This is a genomic window from Butyrivibrio sp. NATIVEDY162 (genome assembly GCF_045999815.1).
Taxonomy (GTDB): Bacteria; Bacillota; Clostridia; order Lachnospirales; family Lachnospiraceae; genus Butyrivibrio.
Genome location: NZ_CP172573.1, coordinates 1,982,202 through 1,997,848, shown reverse-complemented (window position 1 = coordinate 1,997,848; position 15,647 = coordinate 1,982,202). Strand labels below are relative to the sequence as shown.

At 47.3% G+C, this 15,647-nt stretch carries 16 protein-coding genes; 11 read left to right on the top strand and 5 right to left on the bottom strand.

Going from position 1 to position 15,647, the window contains the following annotated elements; translation table 11 throughout:
- Position 1: 1 nt before the first annotated feature.
- The 11 genes from ACHCNF_RS08585 to ACHCNF_RS08535 are packed head-to-tail and all read left to right on the top strand — an operon-like array spanning position 2 to position 11,152.
- The gene (locus ACHCNF_RS08585) at positions 2-2,398 is read left to right on the top strand and encodes a VirB4-like conjugal transfer ATPase, CD1110 family (protein ID WP_408072213.1); all 2,397 of its coding nucleotides are present in this window, start codon (positions 2-4) and stop codon (positions 2,396-2,398) included.
- A gap of 14 nt (positions 2,399-2,412) precedes the next feature.
- Positions 2,413-4,143, top strand: coding sequence for a C40 family peptidase (locus ACHCNF_RS08580; protein ID WP_408069407.1), 1,731 nt, complete (start codon positions 2,413-2,415; stop codon positions 4,141-4,143).
- A 9-nt stretch (positions 4,144-4,152) separates the two neighbouring features.
- Entirely contained in the window at positions 4,153-4,470 is a 318-nt protein-coding gene (locus ACHCNF_RS08575) for a DUF4315 family protein (RefSeq protein ID WP_408069406.1), read from the top strand.
- Complete coding sequence (locus ACHCNF_RS08570; RefSeq protein WP_408069405.1) at positions 4,457-5,323, top strand: DUF4366 domain-containing protein; 867 nt, start codon at positions 4,457-4,459, stop codon at positions 5,321-5,323. Before ACHCNF_RS08575 ends, ACHCNF_RS08570 begins: the two co-directional genes overlap by 14 nt.
- The gene (locus ACHCNF_RS08565) at positions 5,323-5,469 is read left to right on the top strand and encodes a hypothetical protein (RefSeq protein ID WP_170848032.1); all 147 of its coding nucleotides are present in this window, start codon (positions 5,323-5,325) and stop codon (positions 5,467-5,469) included. The genes ACHCNF_RS08570 and ACHCNF_RS08565 overlap by 1 nt, the downstream gene beginning before the upstream one ends.
- Position 5,470: 1 nt before the next feature.
- Positions 5,471-6,706 (top strand): ArdC-like ssDNA-binding domain-containing protein, encoded by a 1,236-nt coding sequence (locus ACHCNF_RS08560; RefSeq protein WP_408069404.1) that lies wholly within the window; start codon positions 5,471-5,473, stop codon positions 6,704-6,706.
- A 15-nt stretch (positions 6,707-6,721) separates the two neighbouring features.
- Positions 6,722-6,964, top strand: a complete 243-nt coding sequence (locus ACHCNF_RS08555; protein WP_408069403.1) for a hypothetical protein — start codon at positions 6,722-6,724, stop codon at positions 6,962-6,964.
- Positions 6,954-9,041 carry a DNA topoisomerase 3 gene (locus ACHCNF_RS08550; RefSeq protein WP_408069402.1) on the top strand — a complete coding sequence of 696 codons (2,088 nt, stop codon included), beginning with the start codon at positions 6,954-6,956 and terminating at the stop codon, positions 9,039-9,041. Before ACHCNF_RS08555 ends, ACHCNF_RS08550 begins: the two co-directional genes overlap by 11 nt.
- Position 9,042: 1 nt before the next feature.
- Entirely contained in the window at positions 9,043-9,402 is a 360-nt protein-coding gene (locus ACHCNF_RS08545) for a DUF4316 domain-containing protein (protein WP_408069401.1), read from the top strand.
- A 1-nt stretch (position 9,403) separates the two neighbouring features.
- Positions 9,404-9,733 carry a plasmid mobilization protein gene (locus ACHCNF_RS08540; protein ID WP_408069400.1) on the top strand — a complete coding sequence of 110 codons (330 nt, stop codon included), beginning with the start codon at positions 9,404-9,406 and terminating at the stop codon, positions 9,731-9,733.
- Between the two features lie 9 nt (positions 9,734-9,742).
- Complete coding sequence (locus ACHCNF_RS08535; protein ID WP_408069399.1) at positions 9,743-11,152, top strand: relaxase/mobilization nuclease domain-containing protein; 1,410 nt, start codon at positions 9,743-9,745, stop codon at positions 11,150-11,152.
- A 286-nt stretch (positions 11,153-11,438) separates the two neighbouring features.
- Here ACHCNF_RS08535 and ACHCNF_RS08530 read toward each other — a convergent pair whose 3' ends face one another.
- The 5 genes from ACHCNF_RS08530 to ACHCNF_RS08510 all read right to left on the bottom strand — a co-directional run bounded on the left by ACHCNF_RS08530 (position 11,439) and on the right by ACHCNF_RS08510 (position 15,622).
- On the bottom strand, positions 11,439-11,852 hold the full coding sequence (locus ACHCNF_RS08530; RefSeq protein ID WP_350022461.1) for a sigma-70 family RNA polymerase sigma factor: 414 nt from the start codon (positions 11,850-11,852) through the stop codon (positions 11,439-11,441).
- A gap of 464 nt (positions 11,853-12,316) precedes the next feature.
- The gene (locus tag ACHCNF_RS08525) at positions 12,317-13,003 is read right to left on the bottom strand and encodes a winged helix-turn-helix domain-containing protein (RefSeq protein ID WP_016147206.1); all 687 of its coding nucleotides are present in this window, start codon (positions 13,001-13,003) and stop codon (positions 12,317-12,319) included.
- A gap of 127 nt (positions 13,004-13,130) precedes the next feature.
- Positions 13,131-14,003, bottom strand: coding sequence for a DegV family protein (locus ACHCNF_RS08520; RefSeq protein WP_002587448.1), 873 nt, complete (start codon positions 14,001-14,003; stop codon positions 13,131-13,133).
- Positions 14,003-15,367 carry a radical SAM/SPASM domain-containing protein gene (locus ACHCNF_RS08515; protein WP_002587447.1) on the bottom strand — a complete coding sequence of 455 codons (1,365 nt, stop codon included), beginning with the start codon at positions 15,365-15,367 and terminating at the stop codon, positions 14,003-14,005. Before ACHCNF_RS08515 ends, ACHCNF_RS08520 begins: the two co-directional genes overlap by 1 nt.
- A gap of 81 nt (positions 15,368-15,448) precedes the next feature.
- Positions 15,449-15,622, bottom strand: a complete 174-nt coding sequence (locus ACHCNF_RS08510) for a cysteine-rich KTR domain-containing protein (protein ID WP_091131071.1) — start codon at positions 15,620-15,622, stop codon at positions 15,449-15,451.
- Positions 15,623-15,647 lie beyond the last annotated feature (25 nt).

Below are 15,647 nucleotides of genomic sequence, written 5' to 3'. Positions count from 1 at the left end.
AATGCCTGCGCATTTAAGCAGAGCTGATCAGAAGGAGATCCGTGAGATCATCAAAAGAGCTGAGAATGATGACGGCATTCCCAGGACAGCACAGCAGTCGATTCCCTTCGACAGAATGTTTCAGGACGGTATCTGCAGGATAGGGTCGGATTATTACACAAAGACGATCCAGTTCCAGGATATCAACTATCAGCTTGCTCTGCAGGAGGATAAGACAGAGATCTTTGAGGAATGGTGTGCATTCCTTAACTTTTTTGACAGCTCGGTGCACTTCGAACTGAGCTTTATGAACATGGCAACGGATGTGGAGGATTTCAGGACCGGGATCGCCATCCCGCATAAAAAGGATGAGTACAACGGAGTCAGAGATGAGTACAGTTCCATGCTCTTTCATCAGATGGAGGCAGGAAATAACGGTCTTACGAAGACCAAGTATCTGACCTTCGGTATCCATGCGGATTCCATTAAGGCAGCAAAGCCCAGGATCATCCACATCGAGACAGACATCTTAAATAACTTTAAGCGTCTGGGCGTGCAGGCGAGAGTCCTGAACGGAAAAGAGAGACTGGCTCTCATGCATCAGCAGTTTCATATGGGAGACAAGGAGAGATTCCACTTCGATTGGAAGTATCTTCCCGGTACCGGTCTTTCCGTAAAGGATTTTATCGCACCCAGCAGTTTTTCGTTTCCTACGGGAAAGAGATTTACGATGGGAAGTCTTTATGGGGCAATGAGCTTTTTGTCCATCGACGCATCGGATATCAGCGACAGAATGCTGGCAGATTTCCTCAACATGGAATCCAGTCAGATCGTGACCATGCATATACAGTCGGTGGATCAGAATGAAGCCATCAAAACTGTAAAGCATACCATCACGGAGCTTGACCGTAGCAAAATTGAGGAGCAGAAAAAGGCAGTGCGTGCCGGATACGACATGGATATCATTCCTTCGGATCTGGCGACTTTCGGTAAGGATGCAAAGGCACTCCTTAAGGAGCTGCAGAGCCAGAATGAGAGAATGTTCTTACTTACATTTCTCATCATGAATACCGGAAGAACGGAGCAGGAGCTGGAGAATAATGTGTTCCAGGCAAAGTCTATCGCACAGAAACATAACTGCAACCTGGTTCGTCTGGATTTCCAGCAGGAGCAGGGACTTATGAGTTCGCTTCCTCTGGCAAACAACCTTATCGAGATCCACAGAGGCATGACGACTTCCAGCACCGCAATCTTTGTTCCGTTTACAACCCAGGAGCTTTTCCAGTCAGGAGATGAGAGTCTCTATTACGGACTGAATGCGCTCTCCAATAACCTGATCATGGTGGACAGGAAGCTTCTTAAGAACCCGAACGGCCTGATCCTCGGTACTCCCGGTTCCGGTAAATCCTTTGCTGCGAAGAGGGAGATCGCAAATGCATTCCTGGTAACGGACGACGACGTGATCATCTCGGATCCCGAGGCAGAGTATTCACCGCTGGTAGAAAGGTTTGGCGGTCAGGTCATTAAGATCGCGCCGACCAGTACGCAGTATATCAACCCGATGGACATCAACATGAACTATTCGGATGATGATAACCCTATCGCTCTTAAGGCAGATTTCATACTGTCCCTTTGTGAACTTATCGTAGGCGGTAAGGAGGGCTTACAGCCGGTAGAGAAGACGGTCATTGACCGTTGTATCCATCAGATCTATCAGAAGTATTTTGAAGATCCGAGACCCGAGAAGATGCCTCTTTTAGAGGATCTGTACAATGCACTCCTTAAACAGGATGAGCCGGAGGCAAAGCATGTTGCGACTGCTCTTGAAATCTATGTAAGCGGTTCGCTGAATGTGTTCAATCACAGGACCAACGTAGATATCACCAACAGACTTGTGTGCTATGACATCAAGGAACTTGGTAAGCAGCTTAAGAAGATCGGAATGCTGGTCGTACAGGATCAGGTGTGGGGCAGAGTGACCCAGAACCGCGCCCAGGGCAGATCGACCCGTTACTACATGGATGAGATGCACCTTCTTCTTCGTGAAGATCAGACAGCAGCCTATACGGTTGAGATCTGGAAGCGTTTCAGAAAGTGGGGCGGTATTCCTACCGGTATCACGCAGAACGTTAAAGACCTTCTGGCATCGAAGGAAGTCGAGAATATCTTTGAGAACTCCGATTTCATTTATATGTTAAACCAGGCGGTCGGTGACAGACAGATCCTTGCAAAGCAGCTCAATATCAGTCCTCATCAGCTTTCGTATGTAACGCATAGCGGAGCCGGTGAAGGGCTAATTTTTTACGGCAATGTAATACTTCCTTTTGTAGACAGATTCCCTACGGATATCGAGCTCTACCGCATCATGACTACGAAGCTTTCTGAGATCACTGAGGCGAAGGAAGAGGCTAAGGCATGAAAGGATATGGATAAATGAATGAAGGCATTTACACCAGGGATAAGGGCGCCAAACGGCGTGTAGAACCTGAAAACCAGACACAAAGCAGGGCGCATGCCGGGAAGCTCAAGAATGAGACTTCCCGTGCAGAGGCCATGCGTAAAAAACTTCGTACCGGAAAAGCGGATACAGCTGAAACGAAGCTTGAGATCAAAAAGACAGCGAAAATCCATAAGCAGGGAAGAAAGGCTGCAAGAAAGAATATCGCTGTTAATGCTGAGATCAGACATCAGCTGAATGAAGCCAATGAAGACCAGAATGCCGGCGGTGATGCGATCATAGCAGGAAGTCAGGCAGCTGAAGCCGGTATCTACAGTATCAAAAAGAAAGGTGGTAAATCTGCAGATGCCAATGGTTATAGCGTGAAGCTCCATCGTTCGAAGCATGGCGAGACCCAAGGAGGAACCGGTGCAAAAAATGCGACAGTTGCCGAGGGTGATGCAGCAAAACATCAGGCACAGAAGAATCTCATGAAAAAGGAGATCCAGAAGCAGGCCTTTAAGGAACGTGCCAGAGAGACGGCAAATGCATCCGGCGGGTTCATGAAGAGGTTCGTCGATAAAGCGGAGGATATGGCAGGAAGACTTGCCGAAATGGTTGCTGAATTCATAGAGGAGCATCCTCTTGGTTTCCTGATCGCAGGTGCGGTACTGATCATCGTCCTGGTCATTTCCGGCTCGCTCAGTTCATGCTCACTTATGGCAGGTGGTGGAAGCAATTCGATCCTGGCAACAAGCTTTACTGCTCAGGATGCTGACATCGTAGCGGTTGAAGGCGATTATGTTTCACTTGAAACGGATCTGCAAAATACCGTGAACAGAATCGAGACTGATCATCCGGGGTATGACGAATATCAATATGATCTGAGTGAGATCGCTCATAATCCTTTTGAGCTGGCAGCGCTTCTTACTGTCCTATACGAAGATTATACGGAGAGCGAAGTTCAGTCGATGCTGCAGACCATCAAAGATTACCAGTATACGCTGACCCTTACACAGGTCGTGGAGACCAGGACCCGGACGGAGGAAAGAACGGGAACAAGGACGATCCATCATGCAGACGGTACGACCACTACGGAAGAATACACCTACGAAGTGGAAGTTGAGTATGACTATTACATCCTGAAGACGAAGCTCACCAATAACGGCATACAGGCTGCGGTAAACGCACTGGGGCTTACCGAGGAACAGCTGCAGAGATACGCAGTGATCTTGGAGATGAGAGGGAATAAACCGGATATCTTTGGTGATAACCCTTATGCAAATCCGGGCGTGTCTGAAGAATACCAGGACTATGATGTTCCTGCGGAATATCTTACGGATCAGCAGTTTGCAAATATGCTGAATGAAGCGGAAAGGTATCTCGGATATCCGTATGTGTGGGGAGGAAGCAGTCCGTCAACCAGCTTTGACTGTTCAGGCTTTGTAAGCTATGTGATCAACAATTGCGGGAACGGATGGAACTATGGACGACTCACCGCAAACGGATGGAAGAATACGACCGCAAGGGTAAACACAAGTGATGTAAAGCCCGGAGATCTGATCTTTTTCCAGGGAACTTATGATACATCCGGCGCCAGTCATGTGGGGATCGTAGTCGATCCGGCAAATAAGATCATGATCCACTGCGGTAATCCGATCCAGTATGCAAGCTATGACAGTAACTATTGGCGGCAGCATTTTTACTGCTACGGAAGAATCAGATAAGGAGGACTTATGTACGAAAAACTTGATAAGCTCCGCGCAGAAGTAAAGCGCTGGGAGCAAAGAATAGAAGATGATAAGGCAAAGCTTAGGATTGCTCAGGAAAAGCTTGAAAAAGCTGAGAATGAACAGATCCTGGCTGATGTCGGTGCACTGAAGCTGAAGCCCGAACAGCTGGCTGAGTTCTTAAAGCTTGCCACCAGCGGGAAGCTTGGTGCGGCAGGCAGTGGGAATGCTTTTGTCGAAAAATCCGACAGAAGTGCTTATGCCACTGATGATGAAACTGAAAACGAAGACGAAACGGAGGATTTCGAAGATGAAGAGAATTAAAAACAAAATACAGATCAGAATGATCTCAGCTGCAGCGATTGTTGCAGCTTTTTTATTTGGGACGACTCCCATCATGGCACATGCCGGCGGATATGAATGCACCTGCGAGCATAAGTGCACTGAGGATTGCATCAATCCCGACTGTGAGCTCTGCAAGATCGACTACACTCTCTGCTGCGGCGATGAGGAGACGGAGGATCCTGAGGCTCCTGCAGAGGAGACACCTGAAACTACAGAGGAACCTGAGGAAGAGTGGGGACCTCTTACTCCAGATGGCAACATGACTCTTGTGGATGATTACGGTGCGCCCAGCCAGGCAGGAAAGCAGTTCATAACCGTTGTCACTAAGGCCGGTAATTACTTTTACATCATCATCGACCGTGATGATAACGGAACAGAGACTGTTCACTTCTTAAATATGGTTGATGAAGCAGACCTCCTGGCACTTATGGATGAGGACGCGGTAAACGATTATATCGCCCAGAAGGAAGCTAAGGAGACGGAACCTGCAGTCACTGAGGAGCCTACTCCCACAGAGGAACCTGAGGCCGAGGAAGAGCCTGAGGAACCTGTGAAAAAGAAGAGCTCCGGTGCGTTAGTTATCGTGCTGATCTTAGCTCTTGGCGGTGCGGGCGGATACTTCTACTTCACGAAGGTTAAGAACAAAAAGCCTAAGGTAGATAACGGTCCGGATCCCGATGCGGATTACAACGAGGATGAGGATGATTATCTGCTCGACGGTCTTGCCGATGAGGTGGATGACATCATAAGTGAGGATGAAAAAGTTGAAGAGCCCGAGATCATCGATCTTGATGATGAGGAGCCTAACGATGAAGAGGAGGATGAGGAATAATGGCACGAAGATCACGTTTTGAAGGATACGTAAATGCGATGAAGGGGCAGGCTGAAAAGCCTGCTCTTTCCGTTAAGGACAGACTTTCTCAGATGAAGGAGAAAGCAAAGACCGTAAACAGGAAACCTGAAAAGGAGGGCAAGTAACATGGCAGATTTTGATAAGAGCAAGTTTGATCCCAAGGCTGCAGCAGAAGCTCGTAAGGCCGAGATGGATGAGATCACTACAAAGCTGGAAAAGGGAGTAAAGGATATTTTCACATCCGATGGTTATAAGGATTATCTGAACTTCTGCGCGAAGCTCCCCAGATATTCCGTGAACAATCAGATCCTGATCATGCTGCAGAAACCTGATGCCACCATGTGTCAGTCGTTCACCGGCTGGAAGGACATGAACCGTTTCGTAAGAAAAGGCGAGAAGGGAATCCGTATTCTGGCTCCGTCACCTTACAAGATGCAGAAAGAGCAGGATAAGACAGATCCTTCCGGAAAACCAATCCTGGATAAGGATGGTGAGCCTGTAAAGGAAACAGTGGAGATCACGGTAAATGCCTTTAAGCCGGTCAGCACCTTTGATGTGAGTCAGACGGAAGGTGATCCGATTCCCACTTTGGGAACAACAGAACTTACAGGAACCGTGGAAGGTTATAACGCACTCTTTGATGCAATCAAGGAAGTGGTTCCCGTGCCTATCACCTTCGAGGAGATCCCTTCCGGTGCAAAGGGCTACTTCCATCTGGAAGAGAACCGTATCGCTATCCAGGAGGGCATGAGCGAGGCACAGACCGTTAAGACTGCGATCCATGAAGCTGCACACCAGGCGCTTCATTCCAAAGATGCTATGGATGCATCCGGTGACAAGAAGTCCAAGAATCAGAAAGAGACGGAAGCCGAATCCGTTGTTTACGTTGTATGCCAGCATTATGGCATCGATACCTCGGATTATTCTTTCGCCTACGTTGCGACCTGGTCTGCGGATAAAGAAGTGCCGGAGCTGAAGGCATCCCTGGATACCATCCGAAAGACTGCATCCGACATGATCGTGAAGATCGATGAGAAACTGCAGGCACGCGACAGTGTGAAGGAAGTAGAAGAGTTTATCGCGGCTCACGGTGACGAGCTCCCTTTCGATAATCCGGAGGCCGGTCAGCCCATCGGCTTTATCAAGATCGAACCTCCGGTAGATTTCGGTTCCTATCAGACTGACAAAAAGATCGAGATCACTATGGAACAGCCGGAGGCTGAAAAGCCTGAGAAAGCGCAGGAAGAGAAAAGTGCTAAAAAGACTTCGGTAAAAGAAAAACTGAAGGCTGAGAAAGCAAAGTCACAGAAAACAAAATCACCCAAGAAGGATCCGAAGAAGGACCTTCAGGAAGCTATTTAAGGAGGAGAAATGAATATGCGTAAGAAATTGATCATTGGAATTGTAGCCGGAGTTGCTGTTGTTGGAGGAATCGTCATGGCGATCATCTGTCACAAAAGGAGAAGAGATGCTTTCCGTGAGCTTGATATGTACGACGATGATGACGACGACTTCTGGGACGAGGATCTGGACGATGAAGATTGTGGGTCTGATGAGAAGTGCTGCGAATACGCAGAAAGGATTTTAAGAGAGCTTGAGGAGGGCACTTATGGCGAATAACCTGGTGATTGCTGAGAAGCCTTCGGTGGCTCAGTCGATCGCTAAGGTCCTTGGATGTACTGACAAGCAGGATGGCTACCTCTCCGGAGGTGGCTATCTTGTGAGTTGGTGCGTCGGGCACCTGGTTGAGCTTGCCGAACCTGAAACCTATGACAGTAAATATGAAACCTGGAAGAAGGAAGACCTTCCGATCATCCCTGAGGAATTTAAATATCAGGTAACCGCCGCTACGAGAAAGCAGTTTAAGGTTTTGAAGGATCTGCTCCACCGGGATGATGTGGACTGTGTTACAAACGCATGTGATGCCGGACGAGAAGGTGAACTCATCTTCCGTTTGGTATATGACGAGGCGAAATGCAATAAGCCCATGAAAAGGCTCTGGATCTCTTCGATGGAAGATGAAGCAATCCGTGATGGCTTTGCAGGTCTCAAGGACGGAAGGGAATACGACAGACTTTACGAAGCAGCACTATGCAGAGAACGTGCCGACTGGATCGTTGGTATCAATGCCACCAGGCTATTTTCTTCCCTGTATGGTCAGACTCTCAATGTGGGACGTGTGATGACACCGACACTTGCGCTGACTGTAGCACGTGAAGCTGAGATCAGAGCATTCAGACCGGAGGATTTTTATACCGTGATACTTAGTACTGAGATTGGAGATCTGGGGAGTAAGAGACTTAGCAGCAGTGAAGAAGCTAAGGAACTACTTATTAAGTGCACGCTGGCCGGAAAGCTTACGATCACAAAGGCGGAGAAAAAGGAAAAGCAAGAGAAGGCTCCGGCGCTTTTTGATCTGACTTCTCTGCAGCGTGAAGCAAATAAGAGACTTGGCTATACAGCACAGCAGACGCTGGATTATACCCAGTCCCTGTATGAAAAGAAGCTGGTATCTTACCCGAGAACCGACAGCCGGTATCTGACCGATGATATGGAAGCTTCACTTCCGAACCTGATCGCAAAAGCGGAAAAGGTCAGTGGTCTTAAGCCTACCGAAGTACAGGATCATCACTGTGTTATCAACAGTAAGAAGGTCACAGATCACCATGCAATCATCCCTACGGCATCTGTCGATAAGGCAGATCTTTCGGAACTTCCAAACGGAGAAAGAGAAGTACTTAAGCTTATCGCTACAAGGCTCTTAGAGGCTGTTTCAAGCCCCTGTATTTATGCAGAGGCAGTGTTGGAGGGTGAATGCGCAGGCGAGCGATTTACGGCAAAAGGAAAGTCTGTGACAGATCCCGGATGGAAAGGAGTGGTAAAGATCAGTGAGAAGAAAAAGGATGATCCGGATGATATTGCACTGGGCGACATTTCTTCTCTTCACGAAGGTGATGAGATAAAGATCACTCAGGCTGGTGTGAAAGCCGGAAAGACCACGCCTCCGAAATCCTATACGGAGGATACGCTGCTTTCCGCAATGGAAAAAGCGGGTAGTGATGAGACTCCGGATGAGGCTGAGCGTAAAGGTCTCGGTACTCCGGCAACCCGTGCAGGCATCATCGAGAAGCTTGTCCGTATCGGTTTTATCGAAAGAAAGGGTGATAAGAAGACCAAGTATCTTGTTCCGACTCATAAGGGCGAGATGCTGATCACAGTTATCCCGGAAGCGATTCAGTCTGCATCCATGACTGCCGAATGGGAACAAAAGCTCCTGGAGGTGGAGAAGGAATCCTACAGTGCAGATCAGTTTATGGATGAGATCGAAAGCATGGTAAAAGAGCTGGTTGATACCTATGAGATCGTGCAGGACGCAGAGGTTTTGATGAAACCGGCATATGCGCCTCTTGGGAAATGTCCTCACTGCGGAGCTGATGTCATTGAGAAGTCCAAGGGCTTCTTTTGCGAGAATAATGATTGTAAGTTCGCGCTCTGGAAGGATAACCGGTTCTTCGATTCTCTTTCAAAGAAGCTGACCAAGCAGGTGGCAGAGCAGCTCTTGTCCAGAGGCAGGGCGAAGCTTAAAAAGTGCAGATCCGTGAAAACGGGAAAGACCTATGATACCACAGTTGTTCTGTCCGTATCGGATAACGGAATACCGCAGTTCACATTAGATTTTACGAAAGGAGCGAAGTGATATGGAGAAAAAGAAGAGGACGAAGATCCGGAAATGGGATGAGGTTGGTGGAGCAGTTGAAACTGAGATCGATGAGGTCGCAGGTTCCTTTGAAGAGACTCCCGGTGCCGGTCCTTCAGTGAGCAGAAATCCCATGAGAGGCATCGAGGATATGGTTGAGCAGAATGATAATTCCTTCGATGGAGTCATCAATAACCTGCCTGAACCCAAGCCCGTTTGCCAGGTAAGTGCTGCCGAAGTCATCGAGGAAGAGCAGAAAAAGAAGTCGGTCTTAAAAAGGCTGCAGGAGCCGGTTCCTGTTCCTGAAGGTGCAAAGCCTGTGACCGGATGCGTGCTGTGCGGAGACCGGGAGAGGATCTGAAATGTCAAGGCAGGGCGGAATGGTATATGCCCGTGTCACTCCCGAAGAATGGGATCTGATTCGTGAGCGTATGCGTGAAGCCGGGATGACAAATACCAGTGCATACATCAGAAAGATGGCACTGAACGGATATGTTATAAATGTTGATCTGGGAGATGTGAAGGAGGTGCTTCGCCTCCTTCGCATCAATTCCAATAATCTCAATCAGTACGCAAAAAGAGCAAATGAAACCGGCAGCATCTATGAGGCAGATATAAAAGATCTGCAGAAAGGACATCAGGAAATCCTCGCCCGGATGGGTGAGATTCTGGAAAGATTATCGAGTATTTAGGAGGCATTCATGGCAGCTACAAGACTGATCCCCTTACATGAGAATAAGGGCAAGACCGTCTCGCAGTGCTTAAAGGACAGAGTCGATTATGCGAAGAACGGAGAAAAAACTGAAAAGGGTGAATATGTAACTGCCTATGAGTGTAACCCACAGATCGTAGATCAGGAATTCTATTCCGACAGAAGTCAGTACATCAGAAATCACCGGGTACCAACGAATGATGTGATCGCTTATCAGATCAGGCAGTCCTTTAAGCCCGGTGAGATCACACCGGAGGAAGCCAATGCGATCGGCTACGAACTGGCAAGACGATTTACAAAAGGCGACTATGCATTTATCGTTGCGACCCATACTGATAAGGCTCATATTCATAATCACATCATCTTCAATTCCACAAATATCTCCGGTACCAAGAAGTTTAGGAATTTCTTTTTATCATCCTTGGTGGTCCGGCATCTGAGTGATACCTTGTGCCTGGAACACGGGCTGTCGGTCATCAAACCAAAACAGTATCGGGATCAGGAAAAACGGACAGATTATCCAAAGAGAGAGTCATACCGAGATGCGATCCGTGATGCGATCGACAGGGCAATCGCGAGAAATCCGAAAGATTTTGAAGAGCTGCTTCGTCTCCTGGAAGAGGAAGAGTACCAGATAAAGCGTGGCCAGAATCCAGCCATAAAGAGAAAAGACCAGAAGCGGTTTATCCGTTTTAAGTCCCTCGGGGAAGGATACAGACCTGACGATCTTGAGAAGATCATCTCCGGCGAGATGGAGCGTGACCCTGAGATCCGGAAGCAAAATGCGAAGCCTGAAAAGAAGGTGGACATGCTCATCGATATCCAGGCAAAGCTTGCCCAGGGCAAAGGAGCCGGATATGAGAGATGGGCGAAGGTTTACAATGTGAAGCAGGTGGCCAAGGCGCTTCTCTTCCTAGAGGAGCATAACATCAGGGACCTTGATTCGTTAAATCAGAGAGCCAAGGAAGCTGCTGATCACTTCAATGAACTATCCAACACGATCAAGTCAGCTGAGAAAAGGATGGCAGAGATCTCGGTCTTAAAGACGCATATTTTGAACTATGCCAAGACCAGGGATATCTATGTGGCTTACCGAAAGGCAGGGTACAGTAAAGCCTTCTTCGAAGCTCACCGCGAAGAGATCACTCTTCATAAAGCGGCGAAGCAGGCATTTTCTGAGTTAGGAGTGGAGAAGCTTCCGACAGTCAAACAGCTGAACGAAGAATATGCAGAACTCCTTGCCAGGAAGAAGGAGGCTTACCGGGAATACCGAAAAGCCAAGCAGGACATGACGGACTTCGCTACGGCAAAATATGACATCGAGCGGTTCCTAAATCTTGAAAAAGAAGAGGAAACCAGAGCGAGAGAAAAAGCAAAAACAAAAGAAGAGAGACTTTAGTCCCTAGGAGCATCTCATCGGAATCACATCCGGTGGGATGCCCCTCTTTTTTTGTTTCTGGCTTTTAGGCAGAAGCACTCAGCACCGCGGAGCGGGGCGTGGATCAGCAGATGATAATCTGATGTTTGAAGGGATTGGGAGCAACTCCCAACAAGCAGGCCTGCGCATTTGTCGGACAAATGCATTGCTTGCCAATTTGTGAAAAAACCAGTTGAAGTCCGTTTTTTTGGACATGATATGTGGATAATGGAGTGTGGGAGGGTCTCAAAAGGCAAAAATGAGTTTATCAAAAATATTTTGCTAACTGTTTCAACCCACGCCGGATGCTGTCACGAACACGGCTCGGATCTACGCCTTCGGCTCTGGCAATCTCATTTACGCTCATCCCCAGATAGTACCGGGCGTAAATTCTCCTTGCCTGTTTCTTCGGCAAAGCCATCACGGCGGAGTAAATCTGCTCGCGCAGCTGCTTTTCCTCCAGAAGCATCTCCGGCGTCTCCGGCTTTCGCAGGACCGCATTTTCAATTCCATTCTCACAGTCCAGGGAGTACTGCGCCTTATAGCGATACATTTTTCGCTCATAGGCTGCTTCAGCTCGCTCGTCAGCCTGAAACACCGCTTGTACTTCATCGGTTACTTCCAAAAAGGCATCGGTTTTATAAACATCGGGATACAGATCCCGAAGATTGATTTTCTGCATTATGTACCTCCATTTCGATTCACGGGTGATTAGCGGGTGAATCGAATGGAGGCGGGGAACGGCATCGAGGCCGTTTGGGGACATTCGGCAAAAAACGGCAAACAAAAGCGCCAGTCTCCCATTCCAGGAAACTGGCGCAACAAAAAAGACCATTATTATTCCGGTTTGCACAGAACGATAATACCGGCAGATTGCCGTACTGCCCCGGAGGAGGAGCTACGCTTTTTTTAGCAAGTGAAGATTATGAGAACTGTAAAAGGTTAAAACAAACAAAGCGGCATCCTCCTATATGCCGCTGTAAATAACCTTTCTGTCTACGCAGTATAAAGCGGCAGCTATTCAGCAAGCCGCGTTTTCATTGAACCATTACTCAATTAACAGCTGCTCGCCATTATTGAGAGCTATGGTATAGAACAGAAAGCAAGATTTACTTTAGATTTATACAAGATTTGCACAAGAAATACCTATACTTCGAATTTGTAGCCTATTCCTCGAATGCTTTTAATATGTTCTGATGCAGTTTCCGAACTTTTTAACTTTTTCCGTAAATTACTTATATGGCTTGAAATCGCATTGCGTGAATAAAACGAAAAATCATCATGCCAAACAGAATCCATTATCATTTCATAAGTATAGACTTGCCGTTGATTCATAATTAGCAGCGCAAGAATATCAAACTCTTTTTCGGTCAAATCAATGCATACCCCAGCTATCTCTACAGACCTGTACTCTAAGCAGAAAGACAAGTCTTTCACAGTGATGATTGTTAGCGGTCTTCTTTTATCTTTTGGTATTTTCAAACAATTTCTCATACTATTTTTCTCTGAAAACATTTCTACCATAGGATGATTATAGGTATGTAAATATTGAGCAGCACCAAAATGGACACATGCATACCGCTGTTCCTCCGAATATGAAGGTGGCACAACAATAATTGGTACCGCACGTTTTTGTCTCAAGATATCCAAATCGTCTTGTGGAATCACATCAGAGCAAATAGCTACGCATATATATTCTTTAAAAGACAGCATTGCGGCCGCTTGTTTAATATTATCAGCATAGTCAAATTCAATTTCAAATTCTTTCCATCGGCCAGCAGTAACCTCATATTCATTATAGGCGTATCCTACGCCCAATACATGCGGAACCATATGTTCACCTCCTACTACTTCTAGCAGACAGTTCAAAGCTGCCGAGCATAAGTTACCCGGCAGCTCTAAACAAAACTATATTTTTCTATGATGGAGAATGCTTTTTTGCGTATCTACAAATCCTCCGTCATCGATTATTTCCCCAGTAAATCAATGCCAGTGCGCCGGGACCGGTGTGTGCTCCGATGATAGGGCCAATATAAGCAATACAAATCTCAGAATCCGGGAATTGTTCCAACAACCTTTCTTTCAGCATATCTGCTGCTTCAGGGTCATCGGCATGACCTATCAGAATCGATTTACCAAGTTCAGGTTTCCAGCCCTGTTCCATTCGGGCAATCTGAGTGGTAACAGCCTTTTTTCTTCCACGAGGTTTTTCCACTGCTTGCAGCTTTCCTTCGCTGTCCACATGAAGCAACGGTTTGATCTGCAAAGCCGTTCCCATTGCGGCTGCGGCACCTGAAACCCGCCCGCCATGTTTCAAATGGGTAAAGGTATCAACCGTAAACCAATGACATACCTCTAATCGGTGTTCCATGACCCAAGAAGCCAATTCATCAATAGACAGTCCTTCCCTCTGCTTTTTCGCAGCTTCTCTGACTAAAAACCCTTCACCCACTGCGGCAGCAAGCGTATCAATGCAGATGATTCTTCTTTCCGGATATTCCTGCTGTAGTTCTTCAACCGCTAAAAACGCAGACTGATATGTACCTGACAGACCAGAGGAAAAACAGAGATACAGAATATCGGTTCCCTGTCGCAGACAGGGTTCAAAATGCTTAAAATAAATCGTTGGGTTGATTTGTGAGGTCGTTGCAAAATTCCCAGCTCTTTGCAAGCGGTAGAACTCCTTGGCTGTGATTCCTTCCGGGGAACCATATGAGTATTCTGTTCCGCCGATCTCAACATTCATAGGAATCATTTCAACAGATGGCAGACCTGCGGTTAACTCCGGTGCGAGATCTGAGGTGGCATCTGTGAAAATTTGATAGCCGTCCATCACTTCTTACACCCACTACAGCCCTGACAAGCAGCCCACAGCTCATCGGCCTTCGGCTTCCAGGTTTCTGCATAAAGTGTAGTCTTATCACACAGATGGTCAACACTTTCCGGGGACTGATACTCGGTAGAATGGGCACCGGATTTCTTTACCATGCTACGCAGACATTCAGGATTTTCCAGCATAGGACACGGCTGGAACATATTATCATTAAAGGGCTGACCGTCGTGATAGGCCATAAACAGCGGAGACTGATATGCTTCCAGCAGGGTCTTTTCACGGATGTTGGAGTCAGAGTAATGGATAAAAGCGCAAGGCTCAATGTCACCATTGGCATTGATATGCAGATAGTTGCGGCCACCAGCAATACAGCCGTTTACAAATTTCGCATCATTCTGAAAGTCAATTGTGAAAATAGGCTTTGTGCTACGGTATTCGCAGATGCGGTTATACATCTTTTCACGCTGGTCAGGAGACGGGAGCAGCTCCACAGCGGAATCGTTGCCCACAGGCATATAGTGGAAGAACCATGCGAACTTCGCACCGCACTCCACCAGATGATCGAAGAACTCATCCGAGCTGATGGAGTCGATGTTCTTGCTGGTATAGCACCCAGATACGCCGAAAGGCAGCTTCTTTTCTTTCAGAATCTTCATCGCCCGCATAGTAGCCTGATAAGTACCCTTGCCACGGCGGAAATCAGTAGCTTCCTCGAAGCCTTCAATGCTGATGGCCGGGTAGAAGTTCTTCACCCGCAGCATCTCATCGGCAAACTTCTCATCGATAAGGGTACCGTTGGTAAAGGCAGAGAATACGCAGTCAGGATGCGCTTCACACAGGCGGAGCAGATCGTTCTTGCGTACCATAGGTTCACCGCCGGTGTAGAGGAACATATAGGTTCCCAGTTCATTGGCCTGATTGATGATGTCATCCAGTTCCTCATAGCTCAGATTCAGCTTATTACCGTATTCTGCCGCCCAACAGCCGGTGCAATGAAGGTTGCAGGCGGAAGTGGGGTCCATCAGGATTGCCCAGGGGATATTGCAGCCGTACTTTTCACGATTAGCCACCTGCTTGCGGCTGCCTAAGAGAGATGCATTGACAATAAAATTGCGGAAGAACACTTTGCGGACTTCAGAATCAATGTCCGTCCAAAGGCTGTTGATCAGGCGCATCCAGTTGCTGTCAGGCTGCTCCATCACCTTACGGATTTGCTGGCGCTGTGTGAGATAGAGGTTATCCTTATCGAACTTATCCGCCCAATCTAACAACTTGGGGAATGCTTCCTGCGGATTGCTGTCAACATATTTCAGCACTTGATTGACGGCGAAAGCCTGTGCGCTGTCTTTAATAGAATTACTCATGGTTTTGTCTCCTTTTCTATCTTAAAAGCAAAAAGAGCCGATAATCCGCAGCACAAGGCTAACGGGTTATCGGCTCTGCGTCTATGCGTCTGGCTCTGTGATAACTGTGGTATTGAATTGTTTTACGCTGATTATTATTTCCTGTTTGCACTTCGGACAGTATAGCGGAAAATTTTCAAGTACTGTATTATCACAGATTTTAATTCTCGTTTTGTTGTTGCAGTTGGGGCATAATAGCCATTCGGTATTTTTCATTCTTTGTTTTTCATCAGATAGTAGA

Excerpts from the sequence above, each read along its gene's own strand:
- ACHCNF_RS08585 (WP_408072213.1), top strand. The coding sequence starts at position 2 with ATGCCTGCGCATTTAAGCAGAGCTGATCAGAAGGAGATCCGTGAGATC.
- ACHCNF_RS08580 (WP_408069407.1), top strand. The coding sequence starts at position 2,413 with ATGAATGAAGGCATTTACACCAGGGATAAGGGCGCCAAACGGCGTGTA.
- ACHCNF_RS08575 (WP_408069406.1), top strand. The coding sequence starts at position 4,153 with ATGTACGAAAAACTTGATAAGCTCCGCGCAGAAGTAAAGCGCTGGGAG.
- ACHCNF_RS08570 (WP_408069405.1), top strand. The coding sequence starts at position 4,457 with ATGAAGAGAATTAAAAACAAAATACAGATCAGAATGATCTCAGCTGCA.
- ACHCNF_RS08565 (WP_170848032.1), top strand. The coding sequence starts at position 5,323 with ATGGCACGAAGATCACGTTTTGAAGGATACGTAAATGCGATGAAGGGG.
- ACHCNF_RS08560 (WP_408069404.1), top strand. The coding sequence starts at position 5,471 with ATGGCAGATTTTGATAAGAGCAAGTTTGATCCCAAGGCTGCAGCAGAA.
- ACHCNF_RS08555 (WP_408069403.1), top strand. The coding sequence starts at position 6,722 with ATGCGTAAGAAATTGATCATTGGAATTGTAGCCGGAGTTGCTGTTGTT.
- ACHCNF_RS08550 (WP_408069402.1), top strand. The coding sequence starts at position 6,954 with ATGGCGAATAACCTGGTGATTGCTGAGAAGCCTTCGGTGGCTCAGTCG.
- ACHCNF_RS08545 (WP_408069401.1), top strand. The coding sequence starts at position 9,043 with ATGGAGAAAAAGAAGAGGACGAAGATCCGGAAATGGGATGAGGTTGGT.
- ACHCNF_RS08540 (WP_408069400.1), top strand. The coding sequence starts at position 9,404 with ATGTCAAGGCAGGGCGGAATGGTATATGCCCGTGTCACTCCCGAAGAA.
- ACHCNF_RS08535 (WP_408069399.1), top strand. The coding sequence starts at position 9,743 with ATGGCAGCTACAAGACTGATCCCCTTACATGAGAATAAGGGCAAGACC.
- ACHCNF_RS08530 (WP_350022461.1), bottom strand. The coding sequence starts at position 11,852 with ATGCAGAAAATCAATCTTCGGGATCTGTATCCCGATGTTTATAAAACC.
- ACHCNF_RS08525 (WP_016147206.1), bottom strand. The coding sequence starts at position 13,003 with ATGGTTCCGCATGTATTGGGCGTAGGATACGCCTATAATGAATATGAG.
- ACHCNF_RS08520 (WP_002587448.1), bottom strand. The coding sequence starts at position 14,003 with ATGGACGGCTATCAAATTTTCACAGATGCCACCTCAGATCTCGCACCG.
- ACHCNF_RS08515 (WP_002587447.1), bottom strand. The coding sequence starts at position 15,367 with ATGAGTAATTCTATTAAAGACAGCGCACAGGCTTTCGCCGTCAATCAA.
- ACHCNF_RS08510 (WP_091131071.1), bottom strand. The coding sequence starts at position 15,622 with ATGAAAAATACCGAATGGCTATTATGCCCCAACTGCAACAACAAAACG.